This is a genomic window from Microbacterium sp. MPR-TSA4 (genome assembly GCF_058792815.1).
Map to the genome: position 1 here is coordinate 211,395 of NZ_JBXAFF010000001.1, position 16,767 is coordinate 228,161.

The 16,767-nt window shown below is 71.2% G+C and carries 17 protein-coding genes; 2 read left to right on the top strand and 15 right to left on the bottom strand.

The genetic code is table 11. From position 1 onward, the window contains the following. Window positions 1–35 precede the first annotated feature (35 nt). Window positions 36–509, top strand: coding sequence for an NUDIX hydrolase (locus AC1Q49_RS01030; RefSeq protein WP_060958740.1), 474 nt, complete (start codon window positions 36–38; stop codon window positions 507–509). 3 nt (window positions 510–512) lie between these two features. Here AC1Q49_RS01030 and AC1Q49_RS01035 read toward each other — a convergent pair whose 3' ends face one another. From AC1Q49_RS01035 to murC, 10 genes are all read right to left on the bottom strand, one after another. Next, window positions 513–2,210 carry a long-chain-fatty-acid--CoA ligase gene (locus AC1Q49_RS01035; protein ID WP_061781713.1) on the bottom strand — a complete coding sequence of 566 codons (1,698 nt, stop codon included), beginning with the start codon at window positions 2,208–2,210 and terminating at the stop codon, window positions 513–515. Between the two features lie 61 nt (window positions 2,211–2,271). Next, window positions 2,272–3,189: an RluA family pseudouridine synthase gene (locus tag AC1Q49_RS01040; RefSeq protein ID WP_061781712.1), complete on the bottom strand. Its 918-nt coding sequence runs from the start codon at window positions 3,187–3,189 to the stop codon at window positions 2,272–2,274. Continuing rightward, complete coding sequence (locus AC1Q49_RS01045) at window positions 3,189–3,794, bottom strand: signal peptidase II (protein WP_198553623.1); 606 nt, start codon at window positions 3,792–3,794, stop codon at window positions 3,189–3,191. The genes AC1Q49_RS01040 and AC1Q49_RS01045 overlap by 1 nt, the downstream gene beginning before the upstream one ends. Before the next feature lie 5 nt (window positions 3,795–3,799). Further along, window positions 3,800–4,396 (bottom strand): DivIVA domain-containing protein, encoded by a 597-nt coding sequence (locus AC1Q49_RS01050; protein WP_492490686.1) that lies wholly within the window; start codon window positions 4,394–4,396, stop codon window positions 3,800–3,802. 108 nt (window positions 4,397–4,504) lie between these two features. Beyond that, complete coding sequence (locus AC1Q49_RS01055) at window positions 4,505–4,807, bottom strand: YggT family protein (protein WP_060958745.1); 303 nt, start codon at window positions 4,805–4,807, stop codon at window positions 4,505–4,507. A 2-nt stretch (window positions 4,808–4,809) separates the two neighbouring features. Then, complete coding sequence (locus AC1Q49_RS01060) at window positions 4,810–5,277, bottom strand: cell division protein SepF (RefSeq protein ID WP_060958746.1); 468 nt, start codon at window positions 5,275–5,277, stop codon at window positions 4,810–4,812. Window positions 5,278–5,309: 32 nt separating this feature from the next. Then, complete coding sequence (locus AC1Q49_RS01065; protein WP_492490687.1) at window positions 5,310–6,002, bottom strand: YggS family pyridoxal phosphate-dependent enzyme; 693 nt, start codon at window positions 6,000–6,002, stop codon at window positions 5,310–5,312. Then, window positions 5,999–7,150, bottom strand: coding sequence for a cell division protein FtsZ (ftsZ, locus tag AC1Q49_RS01070; RefSeq protein WP_060958862.1), 1,152 nt, complete (start codon window positions 7,148–7,150; stop codon window positions 5,999–6,001). Before ftsZ ends, AC1Q49_RS01065 begins: the two co-directional genes overlap by 4 nt. A gap of 165 nt (window positions 7,151–7,315) precedes the next feature. After that, a complete protein-coding gene (locus AC1Q49_RS01075; RefSeq protein ID WP_101306479.1) occupies window positions 7,316–8,347 on the bottom strand; it encodes an FtsQ-type POTRA domain-containing protein in 1,032 nt (343 codons plus the stop codon). Between the two features lie 3 nt (window positions 8,348–8,350). Continuing rightward, window positions 8,351–9,757 (bottom strand): UDP-N-acetylmuramate--L-alanine ligase, encoded by a 1,407-nt coding sequence (gene murC, locus AC1Q49_RS01080; RefSeq protein ID WP_492490688.1) that lies wholly within the window; start codon window positions 9,755–9,757, stop codon window positions 8,351–8,353. Window positions 9,758–9,860: 103 nt separating this feature from the next. Between murC and AC1Q49_RS01085 the strand changes: the two genes are divergently transcribed. Continuing rightward, the gene (locus AC1Q49_RS01085) at window positions 9,861–10,232 is read left to right on the top strand and encodes a GntR family transcriptional regulator (RefSeq protein ID WP_060958750.1); all 372 of its coding nucleotides are present in this window, start codon (window positions 9,861–9,863) and stop codon (window positions 10,230–10,232) included. A 71-nt stretch (window positions 10,233–10,303) separates the two neighbouring features. Here AC1Q49_RS01085 and AC1Q49_RS01090 read toward each other — a convergent pair whose 3' ends face one another. The 5 genes from AC1Q49_RS01090 to AC1Q49_RS01110 are packed head-to-tail and all read right to left on the bottom strand — an operon-like array spanning window position 10,304 to window position 16,743. Next, the gene (locus AC1Q49_RS01090; RefSeq protein WP_492490689.1) at window positions 10,304–11,398 is read right to left on the bottom strand and encodes a UDP-N-acetylglucosamine--N-acetylmuramyl-(pentapeptide) pyrophosphoryl-undecaprenol N-acetylglucosamine transferase; all 1,095 of its coding nucleotides are present in this window, start codon (window positions 11,396–11,398) and stop codon (window positions 10,304–10,306) included. Between the two features lie 27 nt (window positions 11,399–11,425). Continuing rightward, window positions 11,426–12,676: a putative lipid II flippase FtsW gene (gene ftsW / locus AC1Q49_RS01095; protein ID WP_101306482.1), complete on the bottom strand. Its 1,251-nt coding sequence runs from the start codon at window positions 12,674–12,676 to the stop codon at window positions 11,426–11,428. Then, a complete protein-coding gene (gene murD / locus AC1Q49_RS01100) occupies window positions 12,639–14,243 on the bottom strand; it encodes a UDP-N-acetylmuramoyl-L-alanine--D-glutamate ligase (RefSeq protein WP_492490691.1) in 1,605 nt (534 codons plus the stop codon). Before murD ends, ftsW begins: the two co-directional genes overlap by 38 nt. Further along, the gene (gene mraY, locus AC1Q49_RS01105) at window positions 14,225–15,334 is read right to left on the bottom strand and encodes a phospho-N-acetylmuramoyl-pentapeptide-transferase (RefSeq protein ID WP_191008701.1); all 1,110 of its coding nucleotides are present in this window, start codon (window positions 15,332–15,334) and stop codon (window positions 14,225–14,227) included. The genes murD and mraY overlap by 19 nt, the downstream gene beginning before the upstream one ends. Beyond that, entirely contained in the window at window positions 15,331–16,743 is a 1,413-nt protein-coding gene (locus AC1Q49_RS01110; protein WP_492490692.1) for a UDP-N-acetylmuramoyl-tripeptide--D-alanyl-D-alanine ligase, read from the bottom strand. Before AC1Q49_RS01110 ends, mraY begins: the two co-directional genes overlap by 4 nt. Between the last annotated feature and the right edge of the window lie 24 nt (window positions 16,744–16,767).

A 16,767-nucleotide genomic window follows, 5' to 3' on the forward strand; every position in this document is an offset into this window, starting at 1 on the left:
CCTCAACCTGAGGGTGAGAGACCTAGGCTGAGCGTATGGCCACCCCCGAGTTCGTCCTGTCCCTCCGCGAGAAGATCGGCGGCGCCCCGCTGCCGCTGGTGGGAGTGACGGCGGTCGTCTTCAAGGACGAGAAGGTGCTGCTCGGAAGACGCGCCGACAACGGTGCCTGGCAGAGCGTCTCGGGCATCGTCGACCCCGGCGAGGAGCCCGCGGACGCCGCCGTCCGGGAGTGCCGCGAAGAGGCCGGTGTCACGGTGCGCGCGACGCGGCTCGCGCTCGTGCAGCAGCTGCCCCGCATCACGTACGCCAACGGCGACCAGGTCGACTACCTCGACCTCGTGTTCCGCTGCGACTGGGTCTCGGGCGAGCCCCATCCCGCCGACGGGGAGCTCACCGAGGTCGGATGGTACGGGCTGGGCGAGCTCACCGACGTGGAGCAGGCCCACGTCCGCAAGATCGCCCTCGCCCTGGCCGAGGACGATCCGGCCGCCTTCGCGGGCGGCCGCTGACCGTCACGGCCGCCGGCGCCGGAGGACCTCCTCGCGCACCTCGCGGCGGATCACCTTGCCGACGAGCGAGCGCGGCAGTGCGTCGAACTCCACGACCGCCCGCGGCACCTTGTACGCCGCCAGATGCGCCCGCGTGAACGCGCGGATCTCGTCGGCGTCGAACACCGACCCCTCCCGCATCACGACGGCCGCCGTGACCGTCTCCGAGCCGTCCGAACGGGGGATCCCCACGGCGGCCGCGTCCGCCACATCCGGATGCAGCAGCAGCGCGTTCTCCACCTCGCTCGGGCTGATGTTGAAGCCACCGCTGATGATCAGCTCCTTGAGCCGGTCGACGACGGTCACGAATCCGTCGGCATCCACGGCCACGATGTCACCGGTGCGCAGCCATCCGCCCGCCAGGAGCGCGGTCGCCGTCTCGCCGGGCTGGTTCCAGTACCCCTGGAACACCTGCGGACCGCGCACGAGCAGCTCCCCCTCCTCACCGACCTGGAGGTCGCGTGCCGGATCGGCGGGGTCGACCACGCGGATCTCGGTGCTCGGGAACGGGACGCCGACCGTTCCGGGCCGACGCCGCGGCCCCATCGGGTTGCCGAGACTGATCGGCGACGACTCCGTCATCCCGTAGCCCTCGACGATGAGACCGCCCGTGGCCTCCTCCCACCGCAGCACCGTGGACGGCGGCAGCGACATCGCCCCCGAGATCGCGTTGCGCAGGCTCGAGAGGTCGACGCCCTCGCGCGCCGTCGCCCGGGCGAGGGCGTCGTAGATCGGCGGGACGGCGGCGAGGAAGGTCGGCGGCGTCCGTCGGATCGCGTCCAGCGTCATCCCCACATCGAAGGTCGGGAACAGCACGATGCGGGCGCCGACCGACAGCGCCGTCGTGAGGCACAGCGTGAGCCCGTAGGCGTGGAAGAGCGGGAGGACCGCGTAGAACACCTCGCGCCCCGGCACGAGGTCGGGCACCCACGCGGCGGACTGCGCCGCGTTCGAGCGCAGATTGCGGTGGGTGAGGATCGCGGCCTTCGGAGTCCCCGTGGTGCCGCTGGTGAACTGGAGCGCGGCGACGTCGTCCACGGCGGGACGGGGGTGTCGCCGCGCGAGCGGACGCGACGAGGCGAGCTCCGCCCACGTGCGCACCCCCTTCGCCCGGGGACGCGCCGAGAGTGCGTTCCGCGCGTCGCGCGCCTTCTTCACCGGCAGCCGCAGCGCCAGGCGGGTGCGGCGCGGCATCGCGTCGATCATGCGCACGGCGACGATGTGGTTCGGACGGATGTCCGCGGGGAAGTCGGCGACGGTGTCCGCCACGGCATCCCACACGACCGCCACGCGCGCGTGGTGCACCTCGAACTGGTGCCGCAGCTCCGGTGCCGTGTAGCGCGGATTGTGCTCGACGACGATCGCCCCGAGGCGCTGCACCGCGTAGAACGCGACGATGTGCTGAGGGCAGTTGGGCAGGATCAGCGCCACGCGGTCGCCGGCGACCACGCCGAGTCTGCGCAGGCCCTCCGCCGCACGCGCGACCTCACGCCCCAGGTCGCGGTACGTCGTCACGGCCCCGAAGAACTCGAGCGCGGGCCGGCTCGGATGCGTGCGGACCGCCTCGTCGAGCATGTCCGGAAGGGTCTGCGTGACGGGCTCGATCTCCGACGGCACCCCCGGCGCATAGGAGGACAACCAGGGACGTTCGGAGAGAGTCACTCCTCCAGGCTAGGCACCGGCATGTACGCCGGTCGGCATGGGACCGGCGTCCGACCCCGCGTCAGCCGCGCAGCACGTCGAGCGCGTGGGCCAGGTCGGCCGGGTAGTCGCTCGAGAACGTGACCCACTCCGTCGTGGCGGGGTGCGAGAACGACAGCTCGTGCGCGTGCAGCCACTGCCGCGACAGGCCGAGCCGCGCCGAGAGGGTGGGGTCGGCCCCGTACAGCGGATCGCCGACGCAGGGATGCCGGTGCGCCGCCATGTGCACGCGGATCTGGTGGGTGCGTCCCGTCTCGAGGTGGATCTCCAGCAGCGCGGCCGACGGGAACGCCTCGAGCGTCTCGTAGTGGGTGATCGAGTCCTTGCCGTCGGGGGTCACGGCGAACTTCCACGAGTGGGAGGGATGGCGGCCGATCGGCGCATCGATCGTGCCCGCGAGGGGGTCGGGGTGGCCCTGGACGACGGCGTGGTAGATCTTGTCGACCTCGCGCTCCTTGAAGGCCCGCTTGAGCGCGGTGTACGCGCGCTCCGTCTTGGCGACGACCATGAGGCCGCTCGTACCGACGTCGAGGCGATGCACCACGCCCTGGCGTTCGGCGGCGCCCGTCGTGGCGACCCGGAAGCCCGCCGCGGCCAGCGCGCCCAGGACCGTGGGCCCCTCCCAGCCGAGCGACGGATGCGCCGCGACACCGGCGGGCTTGTCGACGACCACGATCTCGTCGTCGTCGTAGACGATCCCGAGGTCGGGCACCGCGAGGGGGACGATCTCCGGCTCGCGGCGGTCTTCCCACTCGAGCTCGAGCCATCCCCCGGCGCGCAGACGATCCGATTTACCGAGCGGGCGCCCGTCCATCCGCACGCCGCCGGCTTCGGCGACCTCGGCCGCGAAGGTGCGCGAGAACCCCAGCATCTTGGCGAGGGCGGCATCCACCCGGACGCCGTCGAGACCGTCGGGGATGGGAAGGGTGCGTGACGGCATCAGTCCTCGCGCAGCCCGGTGGGCGCGTCATCCGCGTCGGACGCCGCTGGCGCGGTCGCGTCGCCGCGGCGCTCACGCGTGCCGTCGAGGCGCACGCCGACGACCACGAGCAGGGCGACACCGATCATCATCGTCACGATGAACATGTCGGCCACGTTGTAGATGGCCGGGTTCATGCCGAGCCACATCCAGGGCGTGTTGATGAAGTCGACGACGTGACCGACCAGGAACCCCGGGTCGCGCAGCACGCGATCGGTGAGGTTGCCCAGGATGCCGCCGAGCAGCAGGCCGAGGACGATCGCCCAGACACGGGAGCGCACGCGCATCACCGTGAGCGAGACGATGACCAGCGCGGCGACGGTCATCACGACGGTGAAGATCCACGTCTGACCCTCGAGGAGCGAGAACGCCGCGCCCGGATTCCTTGTCAGATAGAACTGCAGGACATCGCCCCACACCGCCACCGGTTCCTGATACGGCAGCGACGTGAGAGCCAGATGCTTGGTGAACTGGTCGGCGGCCAGCACCAGCGCCGCGAGGATCGCGACGAGGGCACCGGCCGCCGCCCTGTTCAGGGTCTTGTGCTGAGGGGACGGGTCCGTCACCGGGCTCAGGAAGCCGAGACCGGCGAGGCGCCCGAGGTGGTGCCGGCGACGTCGAGGTCGCGCAGCTTGTCCTCGATGAAGCCGCGCAGCTGCGAGCGGTAGTCGCGCTCGAACTGGCGCAGCTCGCTGATGCGGCTCTCCAGCGTGACGCGCTCCGCCTCGAGGCGGGCCATCTCGTCGCGACCCTTGGCCTCGGCCTCGGCCAGGATGGACGCGGCCTTGGACTGGGCCTCGGAGATGAGCTTGTCGCGCTGGGCCTGGCCTTCGGCGACGTGCTCGTCGTGCAGGCGCTGAGCGAGCTCGATGATGCCGGCGGATGCCGCGACGCCACCGGCGGCGGGAGCCTCCGAAGCGGGCACGGCCTCCACGACGGCGGGAGCCGGCTCCTCGACGACCGCAGCCTCGACGACCTCGGCGGGAGCGGCTTCACCGGACTCGTACGCGGCGAGCTTGGTCTTCAGCTCTTCGTTCTCGGCGATGGTCTTGCGCCACTCGACGACGATCTCGTCGAGGAAGTCATCCACCTCGTCGGGGTCGAAGCCCTCCTTGAACCGCACGTGCTGGAACTGCTTGGTGACGACGTCTTCCGGGGTCAAAGCCATGGTGTTTCCTCTTTCGGGGCTCACGACGCGGGCCGATTCGGTCGGCCCGCCATCGGCGAACCGTACTGATCAAGCATAGTCGGCGCTCGTGGGGCGTGCGACGGGGGGCTACAGGCGCTCGATCACCCGGACGATCGTGAGCAGCACGAAGCAGCTGAGCATCGTCACCGGGAATCCGAGGTCGAGAGCGATGGGTCCGAGCCGCAACGGAGGGATCAGCCGACGGAAGAACCGCAGCGGCGGATCGGTCAGCGTGAAGACGGCCTCGGCGAGAACGAGCCCGAAGCCCCGCGGCCGCCACTGACGGTTGAACATCGGGATGTACTCGAGAACCAGCCTCGCCAACAGCACGAGGATGTAGATGAGGAGAAGGACGTCGACGACGAAGGCCGCCAGGCGCACGATCTCCACGACTACTGCGAGAAGGGTGCGGACTCGGGGTCGGCGTTGGCCACCGACCCGTCACCGGAGATCGCGACGTTCTCGGGCGACAGCAGGAAGACCTTGCTGGTCACGCGCTCGATACGCCCGTACAGGCCGAGGGAGAGTCCGCTCGCGAAGTCGATCAGTCGACGCGCGTCGGCGTCGCTCATCTGCGACAGGTTGATGATCACCGGGATGCCGTCGCGGAAGTTCTCCGCGATGATCTGCGCGTCGCGGTACTGCTTGGGGTGCACCGTGAGGATCTCGCTGACGGTGCCGGCGGTCGGCTGGCGGACGACGGCGGGACGGTGCAGGGGCGTCACGGGAGCCGCCTTCTCGATCGGGCGGTCGCTCGTGCGCTCACGGCGCGCAGGCGTCTCGGCGGCGGGCTCTTCGTAGACCTCTTCCTCGTCGGCGAGGCCCAGGTACACCATGGTCTTCTTGAGCGGGTTCGACATCGCATTCCTCCGTTTGCTCGTCTGGTCTGAGGCTAGCCGCGGTCCGGTCGCGGTCCCGTGATTGCCGTGCCGATCCGCAGGTGTGTCGCGCCGGCAGCGATCGCCTCGGCGAAGTCGCCCGACATCCCGGCGGACATCCACGACGCGTCCGGGACGACGCGCCGTACGGTCTCGCCCGCCGCCGCGAGACGCGCGAACGCCGCGCCCGGCGCCTCGTCGAGGGGTGCGACGCCCATGACGCCGCGCACGCGCAGCGACGGACAGCGATCGGCGGTGTGCGCGGCGAGGGCCTCGACCTCCGACGGCGACACGCCTCCGCGGCCGGGGTCGGCGGTGAGGTTGACCTGGAGGAACACGTCGAGCGGCGCCCCCTCGGGATCGGCGGCGTGCAGCGCGTCGGCGACGCGGTCGCGGTCGACGGAGTGGACGCAGTCGGAGGCCACGCGCACCGCGCGGGCCTTCTTGGTCTGCAGCTGCCCGATGAAATGCCAGCGCAGCCCGTCCAGCGCGGAGCCCTCGAGTTCTGCGCGCTTCGCGGTGAGCTCCTGCTGGCGGTTCTCCCCCACGTCGCGCACGCCGAGCGCGGCGAGATCGGTCACGAGGCGCGCCGGGTGGAACTTCGTGACGACGATCCGCGTGATCTCGCTGGGGTCGCGCCCGACCGCCCTGGCCGCGCCCGCGAGGCGGGCGTCCAGGGCGGTCAGGCGTTCGGCGAGAGAGGTCACTTCAGGAAGTCGGGGATGTCCAGGTCGTCGTCGCCGTAGACCGAGTCGTACGACTCGGCGACCGGTGCCGACACCGTGACCGGCTGCTTCTCCTCGACGGCGGCGATCTCGCGCGCGGCATCCTCCGCGGGCACGGACGGCAGCACGGGCGCCGCGGCCGCCGGGCGCGCCGCCGTGATCGGCTCGATGCGCGTCTGCGGTTCGCCCCCGTCGAAACCGGCGGCGATGACCGTGACACGGACCTCGTCGCCGAGCGTGTCGTCGATGACCGTGCCGAAGATGATGTTCGCCTCGGGGTGGGCGGCTTCCTTGACCAGCTGGGCCGCGTCGTTGATCTCGAAGATGCCGAGGTTCGATCCACCCTGGATCGAGAGCAGCACACCGTGCGCACCCTCGATCGACGCCTCCAGCAGAGGCGATTCGACGGCCAGCTCGGCGGCCTTGATCGCACGGTCGGCTCCGCGCGCGGAGCCGATGCCCATGAGAGCGGAGCCGGCGCCCTGCATGACGCTCTTCACGTCGGCGAAGTCGAGGTTGATCAGACCCGGCGTGGTGATGAGGTCGGTGATGCCCTGCACACCGGCGAGGAGCACCTGGTCGGCGGTGGCGAACGCCTCGATCATCGAGATGCCGCGGTCGCTGATCTCCAGCAGACGGTCGTTCGGCACGACGATGAGGGTGTCGACCTCTTCCTTGAGCTTCGCGACGCCGGCCTCGGCCTGGCTCTGGCGGCGCCGACCCTCGAAGCTGAACGGCTTGGTGACGACACCGATCGTCAGCGCGCCGATCGACTTGGCGATGCGGGCGACCACGGGGGCACCGCCGGTTCCCGTCCCACCGCCCTCGCCGGCCGTCACGAAGACCATGTCGGCTCCCGCGAGAGCCTCCTCGATCTCCTCGGCGTGATCCTCGGCGGCGCGGCGGCCGACCTCGGGGTCGGCCCCGGCGCCGAGCCCGCGCGTGAGCTCGCGGCCCACGTCGAGCTTGACGTCGGCGTCACTCATCAGCAGCGCCTGGGCGTCGGTGTTCACCGCGATGAACTCGACACCCCGCAGCCCGAGCTCGATCATCCGATTGACGGCGTTCACGCCGCCGCCGCCCACACCCACGACCTTGATCACCGCGAGGTAGTTCTGGTTCTGGCTCATGCCGGCCTCCATTGTGTCCCGAACCCTGACTGCTAAACCTTGAACCTCTAGTTGAGGTTTAAAGAATTGCTCAGTATGCAATTCCTTGATTGAAGGTATGCGGCAGCGAGGCCCGCGCCCGCCAGGCACGGGGCGTGTCGCGCAGAAACGCGTCGTGACCGCGTGTCAGCGCACGACGACGGCCGTGGCCGACGAGACGTCGTAGCTCGACACCTCGGACGGCGGCCGGGCGGCCATGATCGCCGCGAGGCTCTTGGCCTTCAGCACGGAATCGTCGGCGTTGCCCCAGACGACGGTCGTGCCGGTGCCGCCCAGGGTGAGCGTGACGTCGTTCGCCGAGGTCGCGCTCATCGCGGTGACCTGGTCGCGGATGTCGGTGGGCAGCGTGCGGAAGACGGTCCCCACGGCGGTGAAGGCGGGCGAGGAGAGCCCTCCCTCCACCGAGAGCACGGGATGACCGGCGGCAGGTTGCGGGGTCGTGGAGAGCGCCACCCCGGCGGCGTCGACGAGGGTGTAGCCGGCCGACGACGGGATCGAGCCGATCGGCGTGCGCTCGACGATGCGGACGACGAGCTCGTGCGGCGGCCGGGCCTCGAGCGTGTAGGACTCGACGAGGGGGAAGGTCACGAGCGCCGCTTTGACGGCCGAGGAGTCGACGAGGGGCAGAGGCGTGCCGATCTGGCCGGCCAGCGCCTGCTCGACGGCTCCGGCGTCGAGGGTCGAGGCGCCCACGACGCTCACCTTCTCGACCGCGAAGAGCGGGCTGTATGCGGCGCCCAGCGTGCCGAGCACCAGCAGGAGGACGGCGGCGCCGACCCCGAGCCAGATCATCCGACGGCGGCGCTGACGCGCCGTGAAGCGCCGCACCTCCGCGCGCAGGGCGCGCCGCCGGGCGCGTGCCGCCGACCACACGTCGCGGACGCCGATCGCATCGGCATCCTCGGCGGCCTCGGGTGTCGACCCGGGCGTCGCCTCGGTCACCGTCGACATCGGCGCACGCTCGGACGATCCCACCCACAGCGGGGTCAGCGGGGCCGTCGCATCGGCGTCCTCCACGGGGTCGGCAGCGGCACCGGCGTCCTCGCCCCGACGCGGCGGATCGACACGGCGCACGGTCGACGCGTCGACCTCATCCGCGGTCGCCTTCGCGGCGGCCGGGTCCTGCTCCGGCGCCGGCAGCGGCGTCGGCCGGCGCATCGGCTATGCCTCGGCCTTCGTCGCGGACAGCGCCCCGAGCACCTGAGGGATGATCTGGTACACGTTGCCGCAGCCGAGGGTGATGACGTAGTCGCCGGCGCGCGCCACCGTCGCGGTGTAGTCGGCCGCCGCCTGCCAGTCGGGGACGAAGTGCACCTTCGCGGGGTCGCGGAACGCGCCGCTGACGAGCTCGCCGGTCACGCCGGGCACGGGGTCCTCACGGGCACCGTACACATCGAGCATGACCGTGTGATCGGCGTACTGCTCGAGGACCTCGGCGAACTCGCGATACATCTCCTGCGTGCGCGAATACGTGTGCGGCTGCTGGATCGCGATGATGCGCCCCTCGCCGACGACGGTGCGCGCGGCCGCGAGCGCCGCGGCGACCTCGGTCGGATGGTGGGCGTAGTCGTCGTAGACGCTCACCCCGCGCTCCACGCCGTGCAGCTCGAACCTCCGGACGGTACCGCCGAATCCCTCCACCGCGCGCAGCGCCGGCTCGAGGGCGTATCCGAGCGTGAGGAGCACGGCGACCGCGCCCGCCGCGTTGATGGCGTTGTGGGCGCCCGGCACCGCCAGCCGGCCCGGAACGCTGACGCCGTCGTGCGTGAGGGTGAACGAGACGGGGCCGTCGGTCACGATGTCGCTGACGCGCACGTGGGCCGCGGCATCCTCGCCGAACGTCACCACCGTGGGGTGATCGAGCGCGGCCGTCACGCGGCGGGCGCCGGCGTCGTCGGCGGAGATGACGACCGCCTCGCGGGCCGCGTCGCCGAAGCGCACGAAGCCGTCGTAGAACGCGTCGCGCGACTCCCAGTGGTCGAGGTGATCGGGGTCGACGTTGGTGATGAGGGCGACGGAGGTGTCGTAGAGGAGGAACGTGCCGTCCGACTCGTCGGCCTCGATGACGAACAGCTCGTCGGATCCCGTCGCACTGGACACGCCGAGGTCGGCGATCACTCCCCCGTTGACGAACGTCGGCGCCGTGCCGAGCGCACGCAGCGCGGTGACGATCATGCCCGTGGACGTCGTCTTCCCGTGCGCGCCCGCGACGCTCACGAGGCGGCGGCCGCCGATGAGCCAGTGCAGGGCCTGCGAGCGGTGGATGACGTGGAGGCCGCGCTCCTTCGCGAGCAGGAACTCCGGGTTCTCGGGCCAGATCGCCCCGGTGTGGATGACGGTGTCGGCGTCGTCGGGCAGGTGCGCCGCGTCGTGGCCGACGTGCACGTCGGCACCGCGCTCCGCGAGGGCGCGCAGGGCGGCGCCGTCGGCGCGGTCCGAGCCCGACACGCGGATGCCGCGGTCGAGGAACATGCCGGCGAGCCCGGACATGCCCGATCCGCCGATGCCGATGAAGTGCGCGGCGGAGATGTCCTCGGGAATGGGCAGGCTGAGATCGGGTCGAATCATGGCTCGACAAGTCTAGGTCGGCTCTCCTGGGGGGATGCTGCGGCGCGCTGCGCGGCGGTCCGGGGTCTTGACTTCTTGATACATTGCATGATACAAAAGCGGGATGCAGATGGTCATCGACCCGGCATCCCCCGTCCCGCCCTTCGAGCAGCTGCGCCGCCGGCTCATCGACGCGATCGACACCGGCGAGCTCGCTCCCGGGGCCCGACTGCCCACGGTGCGACGGCTGGCGGAGGACCTCGGCCTGGCGCCCGGCACCGTGGCACGCGCCTACCGTGAGCTGGAGGCCGCCGATGTGATCGAGACCCGGGGGCGCAACGGCACGTTCGTCGCTCCGCAGGGCGATGCGGCGCTGAAGGAGGCGCAACGCGCGGCATCCGCGTTCGCCGCGCAGATCCGCGCGCTCCGCCTCGATCCCGAGCAGGCCCTCGCCCTCGCCCGCGCCGCCCTCCGCGACGCGCCGTCGACCTCCTGACACGCGTTCGTCCGTCCCGTCCTGCCGCATCGCCGACGCGATACCGGCACGAGGGGACGGATGAGCGGGGGTCAGCGCAGCGCGCCGTCGAGCATGGCCATGACGTTGGCCGTGCCCGCCCGCGCCGCCGCGGAGCGTGAGGCGGCCGCCGCGCGCATCGCGCCGAGCGCGGCCGCGTCGCCCAGCAGGGGCACGATCTCGGTGCGCACCCGGTCGGCGGTGAACTCGGCATCCGGGATGATCCGTGCGGCGCCCGCTGCCACCGCGTCGGCGGCGTTGAGCGCCTGCTCGCCGTTGCCGACCGCGTAGGGCACGTACACGGCAGGAACGCCGAGCGCCGACAGCTCGCTGACCGTCGCGGCACCGGCGCGCGACACGACGAGATCGGCCAGCGCGAGCGCCAGATCCATCCGGTCCAGGTACGGGACGACGCGGTAGTCGGGATGCTGCGGGTCGACGATCTCGTCGCGCTCCCCCGCCGCGTGCAGCAGCTGCCAGCCCGCGTCGACGATCGAGGACCACGCCTGGGCGAAGGCCTGGTTGAGTCGGCGGGCGCCGAGCGAGCCGCCGAAGACGAGGAGCACGGGCCGCGCCGGGTCGAGCCCGAAGGCCGCGGCGGCCTCCGCCCGTGCCGCGGCACGATCGAGCTCGACGATCTCGCGCCGCAACGGCATCCCCACCGTCTGCGCGCCGCGCAGCGGCGTCCCGGGGAAGACGGCGCCCACCGCGGCGGCGCGCCGGGCGCCGAGGATGTTGGCGAGGCCGGGGCGGGCGTTCGCCTCGTGGACCACGTACGGGATGCCCTCCCGCCGCGCCGCCACGTACGCCGGCGCCGACGCGTACCCGCCGAAGCCCGCGACGACATCGACCCGTCGCGTCCGCAGGTGCGCGCGCACCTGGCGGACGGCGCGCGTCCACGCGGCGGGGAAGCGCACGGCGGCGAGGTCGGGACGGCGCGGGAAGGGCACCTTGTCGACGAACAGCAGCTCGTAGCCGCGCTGGGGCACGAGGCGGGCCTCCAGCCCCTCCCTCGTGCCGAGGACGAGGACACGGGCCGCGGGGTCGCGCTCGCGCAGGCCGTCGGCGACGGCCAGGAGCGGGTTGACGTGGCCGGCGGTGCCCCCGCCGGCGAGCAGGTACGTCGTCGATTCCGGGGCGGTCGTCACCCGATCGAGCCTACCGTCGAGCCCCTGTCAGCGGCGGCCGGGACGGCGCTCGGCGGGCAGCGCGACCGAGGGCGCCGGAGCGACCGGGAGCGTCCGGGCGAACGAGAGCAGCACGCCGCATCCGATCAGGACGGACAGCAGCGACGTTCCGCCCTGCGACATGAACGGAAGCGGCACGCCGAGCACGGGCGCCAGCCGCAGCACCACCGCGATGTTCAGCAGCGCCTGGCCGACGATCCAGACCGTGATGCCGCCGGCGACGATGCGGATGAACGGATCGTGCGTCTTGCGGATGATGTGGAACGCGCCGACGGCGAAGAGGGTGAACAGGGCGAGCACGACGAGGCATCCGATGAGCCCCAGCTCTTCGCCGAGGATCGCGAAGATGTAGTCGTTGGACTGGGCCGGCAGCCACCCGTACTTCTCGCGGGAGTTGCCCAGTCCGAGCCCGAAGATCCCCCCGTTGGCGAGGCCCCACACGCCGTGCAGCGGCTGGTAGCACGTGGTGTCGTAGCAGGAGAGCGTGTCGACGTCGAGGAAGCTCATGATCCGCGCCATGCGGTTCGGGCTGGTCACGGCGAACACGCCGGCCGCCCCGACGACGAGGATCAGCGGGATCAGGAAGATCCGGAGCTTGACGCCGGAGAAGAACAGACACGCGAGCAGGATCACCATGAGGATCATCGCCGTGCCGAGGTCGTGGCCGGCCATGACCGTCCCGATCACGAGAGCGCCCACCGGCACCACCGGGATGAAGACGTGCCGCCACAGACCCAGGAGCGTCTGCTTGCGATAGAGGACGTACCCCAGCCACAGCGCGAGGGTCACCTTGAGGAACTCGGACGGCTGCGCCTGGAAGCCCGCGATCTGGATCCAGTTCTGGTTTCCGTCGTTGGCCACGCCGAGTCCCGGAACGAACACGAGCAGCTGGAACAGCGTCGCGAGGATGAGCCCCGGCCAGGCGACCCGTTTCCAGAAGGTCACCGGCAGCCGGCTCGCGACGAACATCAGCGGGATGCCGATGACGGCGAACACCGCCTGCTTCATCACGACCTCGAACGGGCTCTGGCCGCCGGCCAAGGCGGTCGCCATCGTCGCGGAGAGGACCATCGTCAGGCCGAATCCGGTCAGCAGCAGCGCCGTCGAGGCGATCAGCAGGAACTCGCTGGGGACGGGCGCGAAGACCCTCCCCAACGAGACGCGCGCGGCGAACCCGGTGGAGGCCGCGTCGTCGGCGCCGTCAGCGGCCGGACGGGTCGGCGGGGTCGTCGTGGTCATCGGCTCCCCCTGCGTCTGTCGTGCCGGTCTCGGTCGGTGTCTGCGTCGCCGCGTCGGGTGGCGTCCAGGCCTGTACGGCGCGGGCGAACCGGTGTCCACGGTCGGCGTACGAGTCGAATTGGTCGAAGGATGCCGCGGCGGGGGCGAGGAGGACCACGTCTCCGTCACGGGCGATCTCCGCCGCCGCTGCGACGACGTCCGCCATGACGTCTTCAGTCTGTGCGTGGTCCACTTCGAAGACGGGAATGGTCGGCGCGTGTCGCGCGAACGCCTCGGTGATCGGCGACCGCTCGACCCCGATCACGATGACCGCCTTGACGCCCGGGCCGTGCGCCGCGATCAGCTCGCCGATGTCGACGCCCTTCATGTCGCCGCCGACGATCCACACGGCGCCGGGGAACGCCGCGAGCGACGACGCGGCGGCGTGGGGGTTGGTCGCCTTCGAGTCGTCGATCCAGGTGATGCCGCCGATCGTCGCGACCACTTCGATGCGGTGCGCGTCCAGGCGGAAGGCGCGCAGTGCGGAGGCGATGTCTGCGGGGGCGACGTCGAGCGACCGTGCCAGCGCCGCCGCGGCCAGGATGTTGGCGACGACGTGCGGCGCCGCCAGCCCGTGCGCGGCGAGTTCGCCGACCGTGGTCAGCTCCAGCGCGCTCGTGCGACGGTCGTCGAGGAACGCGCGGTCGACCAGGATGCCGTCGACGATGCCCAGATCGCTCGGGCCGGGCACACCGAGGTCGAAACCGATGGCGCGGCATCCGTCGACGACGTCGGCCTCCTCGACCATGACGCGCGTCGCGACGTCGGACTTGTTGTAGACGCAGGCCACGCGCGTGTGCTGGTAGACGACCGCCTTCGCGTCGCGGTACGCGGCGAACGACCCGTGCCACTGCAGGTGGTCGTCGGCGAGGTTGAGGCACACGCTCGCGTGCGGGGAGACGGGCTGCGTGCCCTCCTGCAGCGAGAGGTACCAGAGCTGATGGCTCGACAGCTCGACGACCAGCGTGTCGAACCCGCCGGGATCGCGCACCGCATCGAGGATCGGGACGCCGATGTTGCCGCACGGGGCGGCGCGCAGCCCTCCCGCGATGAGCATCGATGCCGTGAGCTGCGTGGTCGTCGTCTTGCCGTTGGTCCCCGTGATGAGCAGCCACTCGGCGGGGGTGCCGTCGGGCCGCACGACCTTGTCGCGCACGCGCCAGGCCAGCTCGATGTCGCCCCACAGCGCGATGCCGTTCGCGCGGGTCCACGCGACGATCGGGTGGTGGGGCGCGAAGCCGGGCGAGGCGATGACGACCTCGGGTGCGAACTCGACGAGGGCATCCGGCACGGAGCCCAGCGATCCGAGGTGCAGGCGTGCGCCGATGACGGGCAGCAGCCGTGCGTACTCCTCCGCGGCGGTCTCGCTCAGCACGAGCACGTCGGCGCCGAGCTCGGCGAGCGTGTCGGCGACGGAGAAACCGGTCACCGAAAGGCCGAGCACGGCGATGCGCAGCCCGCGCCAGTCCGCGTGCCAGCTGCGCAGCGCATCCAGGTCGCGCACCCCGCTCACAGCGCCGAGAGCCATTCGACGTAGAAGAGCGCGACGCCGGTGACGGCGAGCATGCCGGCGATGATCCACATCCGCACGACGATCGTGATCTCGGGCCAGCCGCGCATCTCGAGGTGGTGGTGGAACGGACTCATCAGGAAGAGGCGTTTGCCGCCCGTGGCCTTGAAGTACATGCGCTGCAGGATGACCGAGCCCGGGCCGATGATGAAGACGCCGGCGATGATGACCGACAGCAGCTCGGTGCGCGAGAGGATCGCCATCGCGGCGATCACGCCGCCGATCGCCATCGAGCCCACGTCACCCATGAAGATCTTGGCCTTCGGTGCGTTCCACCACAGGAAGCCCACGAGAGCGCCCACGAAGGATGCCGCGATGATCGTGAGATCCATCGGGTCGGGCGTCGGGTAGCAGCCGTTGACATACGCCGTGACGAGCGCCCCGCTCGCGCACCGCTGCTGGAACTGCCAGAACGTGACGAGGCTGAGGGCCGACACCGTGAAGATCCCGGATCCGGTCGCGAGGCCGTCCAGGCCGTCGGTCAGGTTGGTCGAGTTCGACCAGGCCACCGAGATGAAGGTGATCCACACGAGGTAGGCGATCCATCCGACGACGGCGCCGAGCGCGAGGAAGGACAGCATCGGGATGTCGCGGAAGAAGGAGATGTAGGGCGACGCGGGCGTCTCCCCGCGGGCGTCGGGGAAGTTCAGCGCCATGATGCCGAACGGCACCGCGACCAGCACCTGGCCGACGATCTTGCGCCACCCGGACAGACCGAGGCTGCGCTGCTGACGGACCTTCATGAAATCGTCGATGAAGCCGACCACGCCGAAGCCGACCATCATCCAGATGACCAGCAGACCGGAGATCGACGGCGGCGCTCCGCCGGTCAGCGTGCCGACGAAGTAGCCCACGATCGAGCCGACGATGAACACGATCCCGCCCATCGTGGGCGTGCCGCGCTTGGTCTGATGGCTCGGGTTGTTCACGTTCTCCGGCGTGCGGATGACCTGACCCCAGCCGAGCTTCTCGAACAGCCGGATGAACAGCGGTGTGAGAAAGAGCGTGAACGCCAGGGAGATCGTCGCAGCCGCCAGCAGGGATCTCACGAGAACGATTCTCCCAGACGATCGCCGAGGTGCCGGAGCCCGGCGGCGTTCGACGACTTCACCAGCACGCGATCGCCGTCGCGCAGCTCGTGGAGGAGGTAGTCGAACGCCTCGTCGGCGGTCTCGAAGAAGACGGCCTCCCCGTCCCACGACCCCTCGCCGACGGCGGCGAGGAAGAGGCGGCGCGCGTCGCGCCCCACCACGACGATGCGCTCGATGCGCAGCCGCACGGCGAGCAGACCGACGCGGTCGTGCTCCTCGCCCGCGAACTCGCCGAGCTCGCTCATGGCGCCGAGGACGGCGACCTTCCGCTCGCCCGGGCCCGCGATCTGCGCGAGCGTGCGCAGCGCGGCCGCCATCGAGTCGGGGCTCGCGTTGTAGGCGTCGTTGATGATGCGCACGCGGTCGGAGCCGAGCGGCTGCATCCGCCAGCGCTCCGCGATCTCGAGCGTCTCCAACCGCGCGATGGCGGACGGCAGCGGCACGCCGAGCTCGCGGGCGGCCGTCAGCGCGGCCAGCGCGTTCATGACGTGGTGCTCGCCGAGAACGCGGAGCCGGAGCGGGAAGCGCTCGTCCCCGGCCACGATCGTGCACGTCGTGCCGGCGGCCGTGACCTCGACGTCCTCGGCCCGGATCTCCGCGGCGGCGCCGCGACCGAACCAGCGGACCTCGACGTCGCGCGACGCGGCGACGGCCGCCATCGTGACGACGCGAGCGTCGTCCGCGTTCAGCACCGCGACACCGCCGGGGCGGACCGCCTCGACCAGCTCGGTCTTCGCCTTCAGTGTCTCCTCGACGCCGCCGAAGCCGCCCGCGTGGGCCAGGCCCACCATCAGCACGACACCCACGTCCGGGGAGACCAGACCGGCCAGACGCGCGATCTCGCCGGGTCCGGAGGCGCCGAACTCGCTGACGAGGAAGCGGGTCTGCGCGCGGACGCGCAGCATCGTCAGCGGCGCGCCGACCTCGTTGTTGAACGAGCCGCGCGGCGCGACGGTGTCGCCCTCGTCCTGCAGGATGCGCGCCAGCATGTTCTTGGTGGTGGTCTTGCCGTTCGAGCCGGTGATGCCGACGATCCGCAGCTCCCCGCCCGCGCGGACGGAGGCCACGACTACCCTCGCGAGGTCGGAGAGGGCCGCGACGGCATCCGGGACGACGATCTGGCTGACGGGCGCGTCGACGCGTCGCTCCACGATCGCCAGCACCGCACCGGCCTCGACGGCGGCCTCGACGAAGTGGTGGCCGTCGGTGACCTCGCCGGGTTTCGCGACGAAGATGTCACCCGCCCCGATCATGCGGGAGTCGGTGTCGACGTCGCCGTCGACGAACGTCTCGGGAGTGTCGTGGTGTGCCGGGTGCAGAGTTCCCGTCACGGCGGCGGCCACCTCGGCCAGCGTCATCCGGATCATAGGGTTGGTTCCTCACGCGCGGTG

Coding starts and splice junctions, on each gene's coding strand:
- AC1Q49_RS01050 (WP_492490686.1), bottom strand. CDS start 4,396: ATGGCTTTGACCCCGGAAGACGTCGTCACCAAGCAGTTCCAGCACGTG.
- murD (WP_492490691.1), bottom strand. CDS start 14,243: ATGGCTCTCGGCGCTGTGAGCGGGGTGCGCGACCTGGATGCGCTGCGC.
- AC1Q49_RS01060 (WP_060958746.1), bottom strand. CDS start 5,277: ATGTCGAACCCGCTCAAGAAGACCATGGTGTACCTGGGCCTCGCCGAC.
- ftsZ (WP_060958862.1), bottom strand. CDS start 7,150: ATGAGCCAGAACCAGAACTACCTCGCGGTGATCAAGGTCGTGGGTGTG.
- AC1Q49_RS01040 (WP_061781712.1), bottom strand. CDS start 3,189: ATGCCGTCACGCACCCTTCCCATCCCCGACGGTCTCGACGGCGTCCGG.
- AC1Q49_RS01110 (WP_492490692.1), bottom strand. CDS start 16,743: ATGATCCGGATGACGCTGGCCGAGGTGGCCGCCGCCGTGACGGGAACT.
- AC1Q49_RS01085 (WP_060958750.1), top strand. CDS start 9,861: ATGCAGATGGTCATCGACCCGGCATCCCCCGTCCCGCCCTTCGAGCAG.
- AC1Q49_RS01075 (WP_101306479.1), bottom strand. CDS start 8,347: ATGCGCCGGCCGACGCCGCTGCCGGCGCCGGAGCAGGACCCGGCCGCC.
- ftsW (WP_101306482.1), bottom strand. CDS start 12,676: ATGACCACGACGACCCCGCCGACCCGTCCGGCCGCTGACGGCGCCGAC.
- murC (WP_492490688.1), bottom strand. CDS start 9,757: ATGATTCGACCCGATCTCAGCCTGCCCATTCCCGAGGACATCTCCGCC.
- AC1Q49_RS01030 (WP_060958740.1), top strand. CDS start 36: ATGGCCACCCCCGAGTTCGTCCTGTCCCTCCGCGAGAAGATCGGCGGC.